The organism is Sphingomonas sp. SP1 (genome assembly GCF_058313395.1).
Window position 1 is genome coordinate 132,808 of sequence record NZ_JBZFLC010000001.1, and the last position, 16,787, is coordinate 149,594.

The window sequence follows — 16,787 nt, forward strand, 5'->3', positions numbered from 1 at the left end:
ATGAACGAGGCCCGCGCGCCGCGCATTGCCACTCTCGACATCGTACGCGGAGTGGCGGTGCTCGGCATTCTGGCGATGAACATCGTCGCCTTCGCCATGCCGCCGGCCGCTTATATCAACCCCCAGGCCTTTGGGACCGAAAGTGTTGCCGACCTGTGGTCCTATGCACTGTCTTTCCTGTTCATCGACGGGAAGATGCGCGGGCTGTTCTCATTTCTGTTCGGGGCATCGCTGCTGCTGGTAACCCAGCGCAGCGGAGGCGATGATGAGCCCGGGCTCGCCAGAACGCGATTGTTCTGGTTGCTGTTGTTCGGACTGGCGCATTTTTACTTCATCTGGTTCGGCGACATTTTGGTCGGTTACGCCTTGATCGGCTTTCTGGCCCTCCTCTTCCGCCATCTCTCCGTAAAGTCGTTGGCCATCTGGGCGGCCGTCCTCATCTTCGTGCAAATGCTGATGTTCGTCGCGAGCACCGCTGGCGCTTATGCGGCGTACGCGGCGGCCAGCGTCCCCAACCCGTCGCCACAGGCGATCGCGGCGTGGGACAATTTTGCGCGTGACATGGGCGTCCCCACCCCAGCGCGGCTGTCGGAAACCATGTCATTGTATCTCGGGCCGTACAGCGAACTGCTTCACCATCAACTGACCGAGAAAACCGTCTATCCCCTGGTGATGACGGTCCTGTTCGGCCCCGAGACGCTGGCCTACATGTTGCTCGGGATGGCCGGGCTCAAAAGCGGGTTCCTGACCGGGGCGTGGGACGATCGCGCCTATCGCCGAGCCGCGCTGATCTGCCTTGGGATGGCCGTGCCGGCGATGGCTGCGCTGTTGTGGCTGCTGTTCCGCGATGGCTTCTCGGTCCCCTCCCTATTCGCCTGGAGCTTCACCGGCACCGTTCCTTTCCGGCCGCTGATGGTCGTGGCCTATGCGGCGCTAATCATTCTTGCCACGCGCCGCGGCGGCTGGCTGACCGATCGGCTTGCCGCCGCGGGTCGGGCCGCGTTTTCGAATTATCTTGGCACGTCCATCCTGATGACGGCGTTCTTCTATGGCTGGGGCCTTGGCCAGTTCGGCTCATGGAGCCGCGCTGACCTGTGGCTGGTGGTTATCGCCATGTGGGCGGTCATGCTCGCCTGGTCCAAGCCCTGGCTGAAGCGATTCCGTTATGGTCCGATGGAATGGTTGTGGCGAAGCCTGTCGCGCTGGCGGCTGGAGCCGATGCGGCGGCCTACGCTGACGACCTAGATGCGGCCGAAATCCTGGTTAGAGGCCTTGCGGCCGAAGCCTGACGTCGCCCGGCGGCTCAAAAGCGGATTGGTGGCCTTGTCGAACAAGTCGATCGTTCGCGCGAACAGGCGACGAAGTTCGACCACCTGCGGCACCAGTTCGTCAGGGAAGCGCCGCGTCTCAATGCACAGTCGCGCCGTGCTTTCGATCAACTCGGCAAGTTCGGCGAGCGGCTCCGCCCCGAACTGCCGCGCCTCGCCCTTGATGGTGTGCGCGGGGATCACCAGCGCCGTCGCGTCCTGCCCGTGCATGGCCTGCTCGATCGCATGAACCGACTTGGCCCCGTCTTCACGGAAATAGCCGAGGATCCGGATGAATCCCGGGCCCAGCTCCCCCCGAGAGCGCTCGAAGTGCGCCCAATCCACGATGTCGGCGCCTTCGCGCACTTGTCCTGTCCCGTGCTCCACCCCCCGTTGCTACGCGCGCAACGGTAAAGGAGGCGTTAGCGGTCGCGATCCAGGGCGCGGTCGCGATCGAACGGGTTCTTCGGCGCACGCATCGTCATCCGCAGTGGCACCGCGCCGAGTTTCAAGTCGCGCCGCATGGAATTCAACAGATATCGCCGATAGCTTTCGGGGAGCTGATCGACACGGGTGCCGAACACCACGAAACTTGGCGGCCGGCTTTTGACCTGAGTGATGTAGCGCAGCTTGATCCGCTTTCCGCCGGGCGCGGGCGGCGGGTTCTGTTCCACCGCACGCTCGAACCAGCGGTTCAGTTCGCCAGTGGTTACGCGGTGTGACCAGGCGTCGCGCAACTCGAAAGCGGCGCCAAGCAGCTGGTCGATGCCCTTGCCCGTCACTGCCGAGACCGTGACGACCACCACCCCCTTCAGCTGGGAAAGTCCTTCCTCGAGCGCTGCCTTGACGCCGTTGAACAGCGATGACGCGTCTTCGGCCACGTCCCATTTGTTGAGCGCGATCACAAGCGCCCGACCCTCTTCGAGCACCTGGTCCGCGATCCTGAGATCCTGCGCCTCCAAACCGCGCGTCGCATCGAGCAGAAGAACGACGACCTCGGCCATGTCGATGGCGCGGCGCGTGTCCATCGCCGACAGACGTTCAAGCTTGTCCTCGACCTTGGCCCGCTTGCGCAACCCCGCCGTGTCGACCAGCCGGACTGCCCGGCCTTGCCATTCCCAATCCATGCTGATGCTGTCGCGAGTGATCCCCGCCTCCGGACCGGTGATCATCCGGTCCTCGCCCAGCATCTTGTTCACCAGCGTCGACTTGCCCGCGTTCGGACGTCCGACGATCGCCAGCTTCAACGGTCCGCCTTCGGCGTCTTCCTCGCCTTCGACCTCTTCCTCGTCACGCTCGACGAAGGGCCGCAGCGCCTCGAACAGGTCGACTACGCCCTCGCCATGCTCCGCGGAGATGGCGAGCGGCTCTCCAAAGCCGAAGGCGAACGCCTCCAGCCTTCCCTGCTCGCCGGTGCGGCCTTCCGCCTTATTGGCGGCGACGATGATTGGCGTGTCTTCGCTGCGAAGCCAGCGGGCGATCTCCTCGTCTAGCGGCGTCACCCCCTGGCGCGCGTCGATCAGGAACAGGGCGACGTCGGCCTCGCGCACGGCCGCTTCCGTTTGCCGACGCATCCGCCCAGGCAGACTTTGCGGATCCTCGTCCTCGAAACCGGCCGTGTCCATCACGCGGAATTCGAGCCCGAGCAGCCTGCCCTCGCCCTCGCGCCGATCCCGGGTCACGCCTGGACGATCGTCGACCAGCGCCACGCGCTTGCCGACCAGGCGATTGAACAGGGTCGATTTACCGACGTTCGGTCGGCCGACGATGGCAACGGTGGGAAGGGGCATGGCCTGCGCCCCTACCCCAAGCGCTTCGGCAAAGCGAGACTAGCGAAAGGCGTGCAGCCGTCCCCGGTCGTCCAGCAGATACAAGGTCGAGTTCGCGACGACCGGCGACACATTGATGCCCGCGCCGACATTGGTCTGACTTTGGAAGCTGCCGTTCGATGGATCGATGTTGACCAGCACGCCGTTCGAACCGGCGACGATGAGCCGGTTCCCGGCTAGCACCGGGCCAACATAGCTGATCGGTCCGCGCTTCGCCTTTTGATTGAGGAAGGCGGGCAACTGGTTGATCCAGCGGATCTTGCCCGTGTTGCGCGCGATGGCGACCAGCTTCGCATCGTCCGTCACGACGAATACCCAGTCACCCGCGACCCATGGGGTCGAGATGCCGGCGATGTTGAGTTCCCAGATCCGCTGGCCGCTCAGCAAGTCGATCGCGACCATGCGCCCGCCCTGTCCGACCGCGAACACCTGGCCATTGTCGATGACCGGACTTGCGTCGATGTCCGACAGCGTAGCGACCGAGGTCGAGATCGAGGTGCGTGACAGGGCGTCCTGCCAGACGAGGCGACCGTTTTCGGCGCGGTAGGCGTTAAGCTCACCCGAAGAGAAGCCGGCGACGACCGTGGACTGGGCGATGGCCGGAGCGCCCGTGCCGAACACGCCCGCGATCTCCAGTGCGGCCGGGCTCGACCAGCGCTGCTCACCGTTGGCGACATTCAGCGAGTAGATTTGATTGTCCTGGCTCATCGCATAGAGCGTGTCGCCGTCGACGCTCGGCGCGCCGCGAAGGGGACCGCCGATCTTCTTCTGCCAGACTATTCCGCCATTGCCGGCATCCAGCGCAGCCGCATAGCCGATGCCGTTGGTGGCATAGACCCGGCCGCCCGATACGGCCACGCCGCCGCCGAACAGCGAGGCGCTGTTGCCCCTCTCGGTTCCGAACTGGGTGGCCCACAGCTGCCGCCCGCTTGCCGCGTCGAAAGCGCGGACCGTCGCGGTGGTGTCGATCGTGAAGACCTTGTTGTCGGCAACGACCGGCGCCGAGGCGAGGCGGGAGTCGAGCGACGTCCCCTGCCCGATGCTGACGGTGAACGCATTGCCGAGGGCAGAACCGAGCGCGACATGACCCAGCGACTTGGCGGGATTTCCGCCCGGTTGTCCCCATTCGGTATTCGCGACCGCGGCGGGAAGCGAGAACGGCTGGGACGCGGTGGCGGGGTCGACCTCCACATCGACATCGCGGGTCAACACGGACACGCGGTCGCCGACCACCGGAGTCTTCGGACGATCGCGTTTGAATGGATTGCACCCTGCCACCAGCGCGGCGGCAATCAGCACAAGCGGGATACTCTTGTTCATCAGCAAAAGGCTTTCTGTTCCAAAATCCCTACGCGCCCGGCATCTGCGCCGTCGCGTCCACTCCCAAGGTTCCGGCGATCTGCACCGCGCGGGAGCGGAGCGAGCCGGGAAGGCTCTTGTCCGCCGCAATCTGCCCGAACAAGCGCCCGGCCTCCGTCCGCCTGTTCTGCTTGAGCATGGCCATGGCCGTCATTTCCGCTGCACTCCCGAACCACGGATTGCCCGGCTGCGCATAGGGCTGCAGCCGCGCGACGACGGCGTCAGGTTGCATGGAGTCGAACTCCAGCGCGGTCTGCCGGAGAAGGGCCGCGGCGCGCACTGCGTCCGGCTGATCCTTGTTCTCGGCGACGGACTTGTAAGCCGCAAGAGCCTTGCCCCGGTCACCATTCTGCAGCGCGAGCGCACCCGCCGTCATCTGCGCCAGCGCACCATAATCGCCGCCGCCGGCCGCAATCGCGGCCAGCCGCTGATCGGCATTGCGTGTATTGCCGGAGGTCACGTCCTGAATGACGGCCGCCAATTGTTCGCTCTGCGCCGCGGTTTCCGCCTGCTGGCGCGAATTCCACCAAAGATAGCCCCCCACCGCCGCAAGCAGCAGTACCACCGCTGCAATCAGCACGACGCCATAGCGACGGAAGAAGTTCTCCGCCTGGTCCCGGCGCAGGTTCTCGTCGACTTCGCGAATGAAGGTTTCGTTGGTTTCGCCGGGGGCAAGGGCCAAGAGTTGCAACCTTATAGTGACATTGAACGGTGTTCAGCCGCGCCGCTCTTTCGCCGCCCGGCGATGAACAGAAGCTTGGCGGAGCGAGCGTCTAGAGCCTTTTGCGCCCGACGCAAAGAGTCACGACTTCGGACGGTAGGTCTGCTCGGACGTCGGGAAGCTTCGCGCGCGGACTTCCGCGGCATAGCTTTCCACCGCTGAGCCGATGCGGGCAGCAAGGTCGTCATAGCGTTTGACGAACCGGGGCGTGCGCTCGAACAGGCCCAGCATGTCCTCGGTGACAAGGACCTGGCCATCGCAATTGGCCGACGCGCCGATGCCGATGATCGGCGCGTCAACCGCTTCCGTGAGTTGATCGGCCAAACCCTCCATGACCCCTTCGGCCACGATAACGAAGGCCCCGGCTTCGGCCACCGCCCGCGTGTCGTCCAAGATCTTGGCGGCCTCCGCCTCGCTTCGGCCCCGCGCTCCGTAGCCGCCGAGCATATTGACCGCCTGGGGCGTCAGCCCGACATGACCGATCACCGGGATACCGCGTTCCGACAGGAATTTTATGGTCGGCGCCATCGCCGCTCCGCCCTCGAGTTTCACAGCCGCACAGCCGGTTTCCTTCATCACGAGCGACGCGCTTGCGAATGCCTGCTCCGGTGACGCCTCGTACGAGCCGAACGGCAGGTCCACGGCAACCAGCGCGTGCCAGCTTCCCCGAACCACAGCCGCCCCGTGATTGCACATCATCTCCAGCGTGACGGGCACTGTCGACGGCAAGCCATAGATCACCTGGCCCAGGCTATCACCGACCAGCAGCAGGTCGCAGTGCGGATCGAGAAGCTGCGCCATGCGCATGGTGTAGGCTGTCAGCATCACGATCGGCTGCTCGGTCCGGCCGTCCGACTTTCGCCCCTTCAACGCCGGAACCGTCATTCGCTTGCCCGGCACCGGCGTCGGAGTGGCCCGGCTGGTCGCCGTGTCGAGTGTAAAGGTGCTCAACGCAGCCAGCCCCGCTTTTTGCTGTGATAGCCGAACCAGAAAACAGTCCAGGTGACGGCAACGATGATGATCGGCACCAGCAGCATGTCCGATCCCATTGATTCCGCCAGTGGACGATGCAGGAAATAGGCGGAGAATTGAACCAAAACCGCGATCAGCGAGACGGCCAGCAGCGGCACGGCGCTGGCGCGACGCAAGACCAGCAGGATGGCCCCGACCAGGCCGACCCAAACGGCAATCGCGAAGGCCGCGTACATCCATTGGGGCGCGGCTTCGATCATTGCGCGCTGCTCCACCGGGAGCGACGCTGGATCAAGCGTCACCTGATACAGATAATTGGCGCATCCGAGCAGATACCACAGCAGCGATGCGATTGCCGCCGGCATGAACCATTGCGCGATCGGCCGCGCAGTTTCACGGTTGTCACCGTCCATGAGCCCGCTCCCCCTAGAGACTAACTGGAAACCTCATAGCGCCCCCGCTTGACGGTGGGAACGGTTTGGCAATCAATGGCGCCGTAAAGGTCCGACAAAGGAGAGAACGGAATGGCCAAGGGAGTGGTCACCCCCGATTTCCAACGGCAGCTGGAAGGCTACGGGCTGTCGCTGGTCGAGGTTCGCTATTATCTTCCCGATCATCCAAGCCTGCTGCAGCAATTCGCCTTCCAGCATTATGATGTTGCTCCACGCTATCCGGCGCTCCACCACTTCCTCGACCACTGGCGGCGCGAGATCGAAGCGACGCTGCACTCGATCCGGGTCGCCCACCAACAATTGATCGGGCCGGGTGAGTGGCGCAACATCTCCAGCGAGTGGGTGATAAATTAAAAGACGATACATTCCCGGTAGTTAATTCCGGTGAACCTGACTCACATCACTGTCATGCGCATGTCTAAACCACGCAAAGGTAGCGGTGCACAAGCGGCTCATGACCCATCAGGATGACCTCTTCTATCACCGCCAGCGCGCCACGGAGGAGCTCAATCGCGGGCTGGCGTCCAGCTGCATCCGGGTCGCGCGCGCGCACCTGCGGTTGTCATCGCTGCATTTCGAGCGGGCGCGACTGCTGAGCAACGACCCCATGACCTCGGAACGGCCGCCCTTCCTGTTGGCGTAGGTGCGCCCGGTCAGGGTCAGCCTTCGATGATGACCTTCGTTCCGACCCTGGTCAGGCCGTAGAGCTTTTCGGCGAACTTGACGGGAAGGCGCACGCAGCCGTGACTGGCGGGATAGCCCGGCAGTTTTCCGCCGTGAAAGGCGATGCCCTTTTCGTCATACATCTGCATGTAGGGCATCGGGGCGTTGTCGTACTTGCGGCTGAACCCCTTCACCTGCTTGCGGAAGACGGACCAGTAGCCGAGCGGTGTTTCACGACCCTTCTTCCCGCTTGAGATCGTCGAGATGCCAACCAGCTTTTCGCCGCGATAGACGTAGAAGGTCTGGGTCAGGAGATCGATGACGACCTTGGCCTCACCGTCGGGAATGGTCGGCGCCCAGCGAAAATCGCCGGGCCGCAGCGCAACCGGTCCGAACAGCGCCGCAGCGTCCTTATGGGCCTGGGGCGCGTGACCATGCGTCCACTTGTACGGCAAATCCTGCGCGACGGGCTTGGGCGCGACCGGCGCCGCGACCCGTTGCGGTGCCGTCGCGCAGCCGGCAAGCGCCGCCGCGACACTGCCAGCCACTATCCACCTGCCGAATCGCTTCACGCCTGCGCTCCCTTTTTCGATCACCATCGAACAGCGCAGACGCGAAGCCTCGTCAACTCATTGGTAAATGGCGATTTGACGTTAACCGCCTACTTGGCCCTATAGAGGACCTCCCCGCGGCGCGAACTCAGCAACAGCTTGAAGCTGACCGGATGGAAATACGCCTCGACCCGGCGACCCTGCGGATCGGTCCCATAGACTTCGTAGCACCCGCCATCGACCTTGGCCTTGCGCACCTGCCAACCCTGCTTGACCAGCTGCGCTTGCAGCGAGTCCATGCTCTTCCAGCTGGCCTGCGGCGCGTTGCAGGTCATCTTGCCGGTTGCCAATGCAGGGGCTGCGGCGACGGCCAGGGTAAGTGCCGTGACACCGGCGGCCAGGAAACGAACGATCATGCAATACTCCTTCGGGATGAATGGGAGACGAGCCTCGACACGCGCCAGCCCTGAAGCAGGGCGAGCGGCGCAAAGTGAGTCAAGGCAGTACCAAGGCCGTCATGAACGAGAACCCAATGGGCGAGCGTCAGCAGCGCCGCCGGATAGGCAAGCCGCTGCAATCTTTTCCATCCGGCCCTCAGGCGGCGCATCGAGGCATCGTTGCTGGTCAGCCCCAGGGGCAAGATGAGCGCGAAAGCGAGCCATCCGGTCCAGATCGCGGGCGCGCCAATTTCCGCCAACATCGCTTCGACCGTTTCCATGTCGAGAACGTAGAACAGCAGGTGCAGTAGACCGTAGGCGAACGCCGCGACCCCCATTGCACGACGATGAATCCGCAGGAAGCGGACAATCCGGTTGCTGGGAAACAGCTGCGTCAGCGGCGTAACGCAGAGAGCCAGAATGATGAGGCGCGCCGACCACTCGCCGGTGGGGTGCAGCATGTCGCCCGGCCATGCCGCCGGGTCGATCGCGTATCGTCCAAGCGCGACAAGTCCGGGTAAGGCGAGAATTGCCCAGACGAGATATTTGAAGCCAGCGCTCCTCATGGGCTCGCAATAGCTTGTTGCGAGACATTCGCAATAGGGGTGCTAGGTTTTGGTTCGCTCCCGCAGCGCGGAGATCGTCGTCTGGTTGCTGATCACCTCGACGTCCGTCTTGAGGTGGAGGAGCCGCACGCCCGTCTGAGCAAGTGCCTGGTCGAGCGCGGGGCCGAATTCCTCGGTTCGCTCCACTGTCGTGGCCCAACCCCCGAATGCGCGCGCAAGTGCGGCGAAGTCCGGGCTTCTGAGATCGGTTGCCGAAAGGCGGGTTGGGTAGTCCCGTTCCTGGTGCATCCGGATCGTGCCGTAGCTGCCGTTGTCGACCACCAGCACGAGCAGGTTCGCGTCATATTGAACGGCCGTGGCCAGTTCCTGCCCGTTCATCAGGAAATCGCCATCGCCCGCAACGCACAGTATCTGTCGGTCGCGGTACCGGATTGCGGCAGCGACGGCCGCCGGCAGGCCATAACCCATGCTGCCGCTGGTGGGAGCAAGCTGCGACGGGATTGCCGCATAGCGCCAGTAACGATGCACCCAACCCGAGAAATTACCCGCCCCGTTGCAGACGATCGAGTCTGGCGGCAGCTTTTCGCGCAGTTGTCTCACGGCAATGCCAAGGTCCATCGCGACCCCGTCACGCGGGTGCGGCTCGCTCCATTCGAGCCATTCCTTGTGCGCCTCCGCGCCGGCACCGAACGAGGCCAGGTCCGGTTCGTCCCACAAGTCGACCATCTGCGCGAACTCCCCCATGTCCGAACAGATCGGCAGGTCGGCGTGATAAACCCGCCCGAGTTCGTTGGGATCGGGATGGACATGGACCAGCGTCTGTCCAGGATGATCGGGCGTGACGAGCGTGTACCCGTCCGTGGTCGACTCGCCGAGCCGGGCACCGACGACGAGCAGCAAATCGGCCTGCCGGATCCGCTCGGTCAGCTTGGGATTCGGTCCATAGCCAGTGTTGCCGGCGTAGACCGGGCAATCGTTGGCAATTGCATCCTGCCGCCGAAAGGCTGCCGCGACCGGCAGGCCGATGCGCGTGGCGAAACTGGCAAAGTGATGCGCCGCGCACGGGCTCCAGTCCGCGCCGCCGACGATTGCAACGGGAGCGACGGCTTCCTTCAGCAGTTCGAACAGCGCAGCGACCGCGCCAGGATCCGGGCCCTCACAGACCTGTGGCAGGGCTGGCCGGTCCAGCGTCTCGACCTCGTCGCGAAGCATGTCTTCGGGTATTGCCAGCACGACCGGCCCGGGTCGCCCGGCGGTGGCCACACGGTAGGCGCGCGCGACATATTCGGGGATGCGGCGGGCATCGTCGATCCGCGCGGCCCACTTTGCGACCGGCGCGAAGAAGGCCGCCAGATCGATTTCCTGAAAGCCTTCACGGTCGCGGTCGCCGCGATCGAGATCGCCGACGAACAGGATCATCGGCGTTGAATCTTGGAACGCGACGTGCACGCCTGCGGATGCGTTGGTCGCGCCCGGCCCGCGGGTGACGAACGCGACGCCCGGACGGCCTGTCAGCTTGCCATCCGCGTCCGCCATGTAGCCAACGCCGCCTTCCTGACGGCACACGACAACGTCGATTTCCGGCGTATCATGCAGCGCGTCCAGCACGGCGAGGAAGCTCTCGCCGGGAACCGTGAAGATGCGGTCGCAGCCCTGGATGCGAAGCTGATCGACCAGGATTCGGCCACCGGTACGAAGTGCGGGGGTTTGGGTCATGGCAGCGCTCTATCGCGCCAACTGCTCCTCCACCAGCCGGATCGCCTCGGCGATCGCTGCTTCGCGGTCGAGCGCGGACGTATCCAGCAGCAGCGCGTCCGCGGCTTGCAGCAGCGGCGCGGCGGCGCGATGGCTGTCGCGCTCGTCCCGGGCGCGGATGTCGATCAGCACATCATCGAAGTGGCCCGGCAGTCCCCTCGCCTGCAGTTCAAGCACCCGGCGCTGGGCGCGAACCTCGGGCGAGGCGGTCACGAACAGCTTGGCGCTCGCCCCCGGCGCGATCACCGTTCCGATGTCCCGCCCGTCCAGCACCGCCCCGCCCGCCTGGCCGGCAAAGTCGCGCTGGCGCTGGAGCAAGGCATCGCGCACGGCCGGGTACACCGAGATACGGCTCGCCACACCACCGACCGCTTCGGAACGCAGCTCCTCATCATCGAGCAGCGCGGCCACACCGTCACACGCTCGCAGCGCGGCAAATTCGCTTTCGGGATCGCCGCCCCAACGCAGCAGGCTGAGCGCTACCGCGCGGTAGAGCATGCCGGTGTCCATGTGGGGCAAGCCGAAATGGTTGGCCAGCGCCCGCGCCACCGTACCTTTTCCGCTAGCGGCAGGCCCGTCGACGGCGATCACGCGATTGGAAGGTCCGGACATGGCGCGCGGCTTTGACAGCCACCGGTGCCTATGGCAAGGCGCCCGCCGACCCGGCCGGGAGCGTCAGCTTCAGCGGCCCATTTTACTTACTCGGAGTTTCCTCATGGTGAAGCCTGAATGGGGCACCAAGCGCACTTGCCCCAAGTGCTCGACCCGTTTCTACGACCTCGGCAACGAACATCCGGTGACCTGCATCGAGTGCGGCAACGCCTGGGTGCCGGAGCCTGTGCTGAAGTCCAAGCAGCCCCTTCCGTTCGACACCGCCGCGGCTGCGGGCGGCGTCGCCGCGACGGCCGTGGAGCCGGCGGCGGACCAGGATCTTGGTGCTGAAGACCTGGTGCCGGACGAGGACGAGGAGCCCAGTGCGGATGACGAAGTCGATCTGTCCACGGGCGACGACGACCTCGGCGTCGAGGCGGGTACCGACGACGAAGAGAATATCTGACACGATTGGGGTTTGACGCGCGCCAAAAGCCAGTTAAAGGCGCGCTGCACACGGGGCCGTAGCTCAGCTGGGAGAGCGTCGCAATGGCATTGCGAAGGTCAGGGGTTCGATCCCCCTCGGCTCCACCATTACGCAAAAAGCCCGCCTGATCGGCGGGCTTTTTCGTGTCCAGTCCCGGTCGTCGCACGACTGGTCCGGCGCTATCATCAAGCACAAATGGAAACGGCGGCGTCTTTCGACGCCGCCGTCCATCTGTCGTCGAGAGCGACGCCTTAGGCGTTCGACAGCTCGTCCGACACACCCTGGAAGGTGCCGCTCAGCTCGTTACCGACGGCGCCCAGGGCACCGATGGCGGCAACGGCGATCAGGGCCGCAATCAGGCCGTATTCGATCGCAGTCGCACCCTGCTCGTTCTTGATCAGCTTTTTGAAAAACTTCGACATGTCCGGTCTCCTAGTTCCACACTTGAGGGCTTGTCGCCCCGCACCGGCGGCTCACCAAAGCCCGTCGGTCGAATGCAGTCCTACGAGTCGCGGGTTGAAGAGTTCTTAAAGCCCATCCTTAATGGATCTTCATACCTTCACGACGGATCAAAGACCGTCGAACACCCGCTCCACTTCTCGCATCACGTCGCCGATCCATTCTGGCGGCGGTTGTGAGTTCCAGTCTGCGGGGAGCGGGGAGCGACGCTCGGCCGGCACGGGTTCCCGGCGGGGTGGGCGATAGTCGCTTGGAAGACTGCTCGCCGCTCGCCCGTCCACGCTAAGCGCGGGCGCCATGAACGCGCGCCAGATTTGAGCCGGGACCGTGCCGCCGCTGATCGACTTGCCAAGGCTCTTGTTGTCGTCGCGGCCGACCCACACGCCGACCACAAGGTCGCCGGCGAAGCCGATGAATAGCGCGTCGCGGTTATCCTGGCTGGTGCCGGTTTTTCCGAATGTGGGGGTGGCGAGCGCCGCCCGGCGCCCGGTACCCTCGTTGGCCGCAGCCCACAGCAGATCCAGCATTGGCCGCCAGTCGCGACGGCGGTCCAGCTGCCCTCCGCGCATGAAGAATGCAGCGGCCAGATCTCCGTCGCGCTCTTCAAGCAACGGCAGGCCCCTGGCTGCGACCGGGTAACGTCCGCTCGCCACCGCCGCGTAGGCCCCGGTCAGTTCGAGCAGGCTGACACCGGCCGTTCCCAACGCGACACTCGGGCTATTGGGCAGCGGGGTCGTAATTCCCAAGTCGCGGGCCGCACGCAGGACGTTACCGCGCCCGACCGCTTCGGACAGGCGAACCGTTGCCGCATTGCTCGACCGGCGAAACGCTTCCTTAAGCGTGATGTCGCTGCGGTAAACGCCGTCGTTGTTCGCCGGAGTCCAGCCATCGAGGGTAATCGGGGAGTCGGATATCCGGCTGTCCGGAGTCCATCCGGCCCGCAGTGCGGCGAGGTAGACGAACAGCTTGAACGCACTGCCAGGCTGCCGCCGCGCCTGAGTGGCTCGATTGAAGGGCGAATTCTTGTAACTGCGGCCACCGACCATGGCGACCACCCGTCCGTCCGGTCGCATGGCCACCAACGCCGCCTGCGCGTCGCCGATGGCGGCGTTGCTGATCGCCCGGACTGCCAGCCGCTGAAGATCCGCGTCGAGGGTGGTGCGCACCTTCACCTCGCCGAAATCGCTCTCGAACGCGTCGGAGGCCTGCGGCGCCACCCAGTCGGCGAAATAGGTGCCGGTGGGCACCTTGCTGCCGTTGCGGATCGGTCGGGCAAGACGGGTCGAACGCGCGCGCGTCGCCGTGATCACGCCGGTGTCCGCCATGGCGGCGAGTACCAGCTTCGACCGCTTCTGCGCGCCGGCGAGGTTGCGGGTGGGCGCCAGCCGCGACGGCGCCTGCACCATGCCCGCAAGCATCGCGGACTGCGCCAGGCTCAGATTCTCCGGCGTTCGTCCGAAGTAGTGCTTGGCCGCCGCGCGCAACCCGTAGACACCGTCGCCGAAGTAAACGGACGAAAGATAGCGCGACAGGATCTCGTCCTTGGTCAACCAACCTTCCAGCCAGAAGGCGATGATCACCTCCTGGGCCTTCCGCTTCAGGCTGCGGTCCGACGACAGGAAGCTGGTCTTGGCGAGCTGCTGGGTGATGGTCGAGCCGCCCTGCCGGACGCCCCCGGCCTGCATGTTGGCGACCATGGCCCGCCCGATCGCGCGGGGATCGATGCCCCAGTGCTTATAGAAACGCCGGTCCTCGATAGCGACGAAGGCCTGCGGGGTAAGAGGACCCAGCCGGGCGATCTCCACCGGCGCCTCCTTGATCGCACCCCGCCGGGCGATCGGCTGGCCCTCCGTCGATACCAGAAGCATGGCCGGGTCCCGCAGCGGTTCGAGCGCTCGGCCGAGAGGTGCGGTAATGATCAGCCAACCGACGATGATGAGCAGCAAGGCGAAGAAGATGGTGAAGCCCATCCGCCACCAGCGCCGCCGTGGCTTGGCCGGCCCTTCCGGCGCCTCATCTTCATAAGGAGGTACTGGCGCGAACGGGTCGGGCAGTTCCTCGATGTATGCCCCGTCGGCGCGCTGCCAGGGTGAGTCGCGGTCAGCCATGATGAAACGGAAGGACCCTCGTTTTACTGACTTGCTTCACTAATACAGTTCCGTGCGGCTGGCTAGTCGCTTGGGTCTAGGGCCCGTCACGGCTAGAGCAAGCGGGATGAAGCGCTTCGCCTCGATGAAAATGCTGCTGGCCGGCCTGATGCTGGGCGCCTTGCTGGGGTGTGAACGGCCACAGACCGGCGCCGTCCGGGTCATGGTGATCGGTGAGGAACCGCGCCTCGTCGACCCGGCGGAGGGTGACCTCGACAGCGCCGAAAAGGTGCTGTTGACCAACACGGCCCAGGGGCTGGTACGGTTCGACGCGCAGGGCAATATCGAGGCCGGACTCGCCGAGCGGTGGAACGTGTCGGACGACGGGCTCAGCTACATCTTTCGCCTGCAAACCGGCGAATGGCCGTCAGGCCGGAAGATCCGGGCGCAGGATATCGCCCGGCTGATCCGGCGGCAGGTCGCCCCTGCCAGCCGGAATGCGCTCAAGGATACGGTCGGCGCGGTATCCCAGGTCGTCGCGATGACCGACCGGGTCCTGGCAATCGAGCTCGAAGGGCCGCGACCCCACCTGCTTCAACTGCTCGCGCAGCCAGAGTTTTCGCTGGTCCGCAACCAGGAAGGAACCGGCCCTTTCACGGTGACTCGTCCAGCCGACGGCGGCGCGATGATGCTCGTCCGCCCGCTGCCGGCCGCCGACGGCGAGGATGGGGGCGAAGAGCGCGTCGTCCTGGAGGCCGGGTCGACGGAAACGGCCGTGCGGGCATTCAAGGCTGGAAGAAGCGACCTGGTTCTCGGCGGAAGCTTTGCCGATCTCGGGATCGCGATTGGTGCCCGGTTGCCGCGGGGAACGCTGCGGTTCGATCCGGTCGCCGGCCTGTTTGGGCTGGTTCCGGCACGATCGGGCGGGCTTTTGGCAGACCGTAAACTGCGCGACCTGCTCGATCGGGCGATCGATCGTGACGCGCTTGTCGGCGCATTGGGCGTCCCCGACCTCGATGCCCGCGCATCGATCCTTCAACCGGGCCTGGATGGCGGCATAGCTCCTGCCCTTCCGGCCTGGGCCGCCGTACCGTTGGCCGAGCGCCGACAGTCGCTGGCAACCGAAGCGCAGCGGCTCCTGCCTCGCGCGCAAGGCGAGCCAGCGCCGGTTATCAGGGTGGCGGTGCCGGAAGGGCCCGGAGCCACCATCCTGTTGGCAAGGCTGCGTGCCGACTGGGGCCCGCTTGGTCTTGCGGTCGAGGCCGCGGAGCCTGGACAGCCGGCCGATCTGCGGGTCGTGGATGCGGTTGCGCCGTCGGTCGCGCCGGCCTGGTTTCTCCGCTCGTTCCGCTGCGGCGTAGTTCCCATCTGCGCCGAGGAAGCCGACACCTTGCTGGACGCCGCGCGCCTCGCCCGCGACGCTCGGCAACGAGCGGCCCTGTTTGCCGAGGCCGAGCGACTAATGCGCGAGCAGGTCCTGTTCATCCCGCTCGCCGCCCCCGTGCGCTGGTCACTGGTGGCCAACGGCTTGCCCGGCTTCGTCGAAAACCGCTTTGCGCGCCATCCGCTTTGGAGCTTGCGTGAGCCGCCCGCAGGTGGAAGCTAGCGCCATGGCCGTCCGTCCCACACCCATGAAATCCAAACTTCGTCTGCCCGCCGGCCGAGATCCGGAGGCGGTGCGGCAGCGCATCGTTGCGCTGGAACAGGTGCTTGAAGGGCTGTTCACCGTCCCTGGCCTGAACCGCAAGGTCGGACTGGACGTGATCCTCGATTTCGTTCCCGGGATCGGACCAACCGTCGCGGCCGGGCTTGGCGCCTATCTGGCGTGGGAAGCGCGCAACCTGGGCATGAGCCGCTGGAGCATCACCCGGATGGGGGCGAACATCGGCGTGGACTGGATGCTGGGCATGATCCCGTTCATCGGCGCCGTTCCCGACTATTTCTTCCGCTCCAACACCCGCAATGTGCGAATCATCAAGCGCTATCTCGACAAGCATCACCCAGGCACCGGCTTGGTCGACGTGCGGCCGGATCAGCCGGCCTCGGGTCCCAGCGTGCGGCGCTGATTTCGGCCCGGCAGCTTACGTGCCAGCAGGGATCTAAGCCTCTCAATCTCCACGGCTCCAAGCGCTCGCTTGGGAATGAAATTCATCAGCCGGTCGGTGTAGAACAGGACGAACAGCGCGTCGCTTTCCGACCATCGTTCATATTCATCCCAGCGATGACTGGCGTATCCGTTCGACGTTTCAAACATGATCTCGTCGTCGGACCAACTCAACCGGACTTCATCCTGCAGCGACGGTTGCATGCCGAGCCTTGCCCGGGCGCGGGCCGGCAACAGCGCCTGAATCAGCAGCACGCCAAGCGCTGCACCAACGAGCCAAAGCAGAACACCAACGAGCGCCGCGCCGCCAGCCGCACCGAGCGCATGATCGAGCGCAATGTGCCGGGCCACAATCGCGCTCAAGACGGCGCCAATCACCAGCAGCAAAACATTTGCGGGTCGCCGCAAATTGGTACGGAACGACAGTCGCGCAGCTTCAATGAAGTC

The 16,787-nt window shown here is 65.1% G+C and carries 20 protein-coding genes and 1 tRNA gene; 7 read left to right on the forward strand and 14 right to left on the reverse strand.

Translation table 11 applies throughout. The features are described 5' to 3' along the window. Complete coding sequence (locus tag AC4GYS_RS00690; RefSeq protein ID WP_491107199.1) at positions 1-1,245, forward strand: DUF418 domain-containing protein; 1,245 nt, start codon at positions 1-3, stop codon at positions 1,243-1,245. Here the strand turns inward: AC4GYS_RS00690 and AC4GYS_RS00695 are convergent. The 6 genes from AC4GYS_RS00695 to AC4GYS_RS00720 form a co-directional block, all read right to left on the reverse strand. Continuing rightward, the gene (locus AC4GYS_RS00695; RefSeq protein WP_491109331.1) at positions 1,242-1,655 is read right to left on the reverse strand and encodes an Hpt domain-containing protein; all 414 of its coding nucleotides are present in this window, start codon (positions 1,653-1,655) and stop codon (positions 1,242-1,244) included. The two genes, AC4GYS_RS00690 and AC4GYS_RS00695, sit on opposite strands and share 4 nt — an antisense overlap. A 74-nt stretch (positions 1,656-1,729) precedes the next feature. Beyond that, entirely contained in the window at positions 1,730-3,097 is a 1,368-nt protein-coding gene (gene der / locus AC4GYS_RS00700; RefSeq protein WP_491107200.1) for a ribosome biogenesis GTPase Der, read from the reverse strand. Positions 3,098-3,136: 39 nt separating this feature from the next. Beyond that, positions 3,137-4,456 carry an outer membrane protein assembly factor BamB family protein gene (locus tag AC4GYS_RS00705; protein ID WP_491107201.1) on the reverse strand — a complete coding sequence of 440 codons (1,320 nt, stop codon included), beginning with the start codon at positions 4,454-4,456 and terminating at the stop codon, positions 3,137-3,139. A gap of 28 nt (positions 4,457-4,484) precedes the next feature. Beyond that, complete coding sequence (locus tag AC4GYS_RS00710; protein ID WP_491107202.1) at positions 4,485-5,177, reverse strand: tetratricopeptide repeat protein; 693 nt, start codon at positions 5,175-5,177, stop codon at positions 4,485-4,487. A gap of 120 nt (positions 5,178-5,297) precedes the next feature. Then, positions 5,298-6,167 carry a 3-methyl-2-oxobutanoate hydroxymethyltransferase gene (gene panB / locus AC4GYS_RS00715; protein WP_491107203.1) on the reverse strand — a complete coding sequence of 290 codons (870 nt, stop codon included), beginning with the start codon at positions 6,165-6,167 and terminating at the stop codon, positions 5,298-5,300. Beyond that, positions 6,164-6,601 carry a hypothetical protein gene (locus tag AC4GYS_RS00720; RefSeq protein ID WP_491107204.1) on the reverse strand — a complete coding sequence of 146 codons (438 nt, stop codon included), beginning with the start codon at positions 6,599-6,601 and terminating at the stop codon, positions 6,164-6,166. Before AC4GYS_RS00720 ends, panB begins: the two co-directional genes overlap by 4 nt. A 111-nt stretch (positions 6,602-6,712) precedes the next feature. Between AC4GYS_RS00720 and AC4GYS_RS00725 the strand changes: the two genes are divergently transcribed. Together AC4GYS_RS00725 and AC4GYS_RS00730 are read left to right on the forward strand one after the other, a co-directional pair. Then, the gene (locus AC4GYS_RS00725) at positions 6,713-6,994 is read left to right on the forward strand and encodes an usg protein (protein WP_491107205.1); all 282 of its coding nucleotides are present in this window, start codon (positions 6,713-6,715) and stop codon (positions 6,992-6,994) included. 100 nt (positions 6,995-7,094) lie between these two features. Continuing rightward, a complete protein-coding gene (locus AC4GYS_RS00730) occupies positions 7,095-7,283 on the forward strand; it encodes a hypothetical protein (protein WP_491107206.1) in 189 nt (62 codons plus the stop codon). Positions 7,284-7,299: 16 nt separating this feature from the next. Here the strand turns inward: AC4GYS_RS00730 and AC4GYS_RS00735 are convergent, their stop codons facing one another. The 5 genes from AC4GYS_RS00735 to cmk form a co-directional block, all read right to left on the reverse strand. Then, positions 7,300-7,875, reverse strand: a complete 576-nt coding sequence (locus AC4GYS_RS00735) for a L,D-transpeptidase family protein (protein ID WP_491107207.1) — start codon at positions 7,873-7,875, stop codon at positions 7,300-7,302. Between the two features lie 89 nt (positions 7,876-7,964). Next, positions 7,965-8,270 (reverse strand): PepSY domain-containing protein, encoded by a 306-nt coding sequence (locus AC4GYS_RS00740; RefSeq protein ID WP_491107208.1) that lies wholly within the window; start codon positions 8,268-8,270, stop codon positions 7,965-7,967. Continuing rightward, positions 8,267-8,857 (reverse strand): protein-methionine-sulfoxide reductase heme-binding subunit MsrQ, encoded by a 591-nt coding sequence (locus tag AC4GYS_RS00745; protein WP_491107209.1) that lies wholly within the window; start codon positions 8,855-8,857, stop codon positions 8,267-8,269. The genes AC4GYS_RS00740 and AC4GYS_RS00745 overlap by 4 nt, the downstream gene beginning before the upstream one ends. Positions 8,858-8,899: 42 nt before the next feature. After that, entirely contained in the window at positions 8,900-10,573 is a 1,674-nt protein-coding gene (locus AC4GYS_RS00750) for a thiamine pyrophosphate-binding protein (protein ID WP_491107210.1), read from the reverse strand. Between the two features lie 9 nt (positions 10,574-10,582). Then, complete coding sequence (gene cmk / locus AC4GYS_RS00755) at positions 10,583-11,224, reverse strand: (d)CMP kinase (protein WP_491107211.1); 642 nt, start codon at positions 11,222-11,224, stop codon at positions 10,583-10,585. Between the two features lie 103 nt (positions 11,225-11,327). Here cmk and AC4GYS_RS00760 point away from each other — a divergent pair, with 103 nt between their 5' ends. Then, positions 11,328-11,669 (forward strand): FYDLN acid domain-containing protein, encoded by a 342-nt coding sequence (locus tag AC4GYS_RS00760; protein ID WP_491107212.1) that lies wholly within the window; start codon positions 11,328-11,330, stop codon positions 11,667-11,669. 52 nt (positions 11,670-11,721) lie between these two features. Beyond that, positions 11,722-11,797: transfer RNA gene (locus AC4GYS_RS00765), tRNA-Ala, on the forward strand. 144 nt (positions 11,798-11,941) lie between these two features. Here the strand turns inward: AC4GYS_RS00765 and AC4GYS_RS00770 are convergent. Together AC4GYS_RS00770 and AC4GYS_RS00775 are read right to left on the reverse strand one after the other, a co-directional pair. Next, entirely contained in the window at positions 11,942-12,112 is a 171-nt protein-coding gene (locus AC4GYS_RS00770; RefSeq protein WP_491107213.1) for a Flp family type IVb pilin, read from the reverse strand. Positions 12,113-12,259: 147 nt separating this feature from the next. Further along, a complete protein-coding gene (locus tag AC4GYS_RS00775) occupies positions 12,260-14,257 on the reverse strand; it encodes a transglycosylase domain-containing protein (protein ID WP_491107214.1) in 1,998 nt (665 codons plus the stop codon). Between the two features lie 106 nt (positions 14,258-14,363). Between AC4GYS_RS00775 and AC4GYS_RS00780 the strand changes: the two genes are divergently transcribed. Beyond that, the gene (locus AC4GYS_RS00780) at positions 14,364-15,842 is read left to right on the forward strand and encodes an ABC transporter substrate-binding protein (protein WP_491107215.1); all 1,479 of its coding nucleotides are present in this window, start codon (positions 14,364-14,366) and stop codon (positions 15,840-15,842) included. A gap of 4 nt (positions 15,843-15,846) precedes the next feature. Then, the gene (locus AC4GYS_RS00785) at positions 15,847-16,302 is read left to right on the forward strand and encodes a DUF4112 domain-containing protein (RefSeq protein WP_491107216.1); all 456 of its coding nucleotides are present in this window, start codon (positions 15,847-15,849) and stop codon (positions 16,300-16,302) included. On the opposite strand, the gene AC4GYS_RS00790 is transcribed toward AC4GYS_RS00785, so the two are convergent. Next, entirely contained in the window at positions 16,269-16,703 is a 435-nt protein-coding gene (locus AC4GYS_RS00790) for a YcxB family protein (protein WP_491107217.1), read from the reverse strand. The two genes, AC4GYS_RS00785 and AC4GYS_RS00790, sit on opposite strands and share 34 nt — an antisense overlap. Positions 16,704-16,787 lie beyond the last annotated feature (84 nt).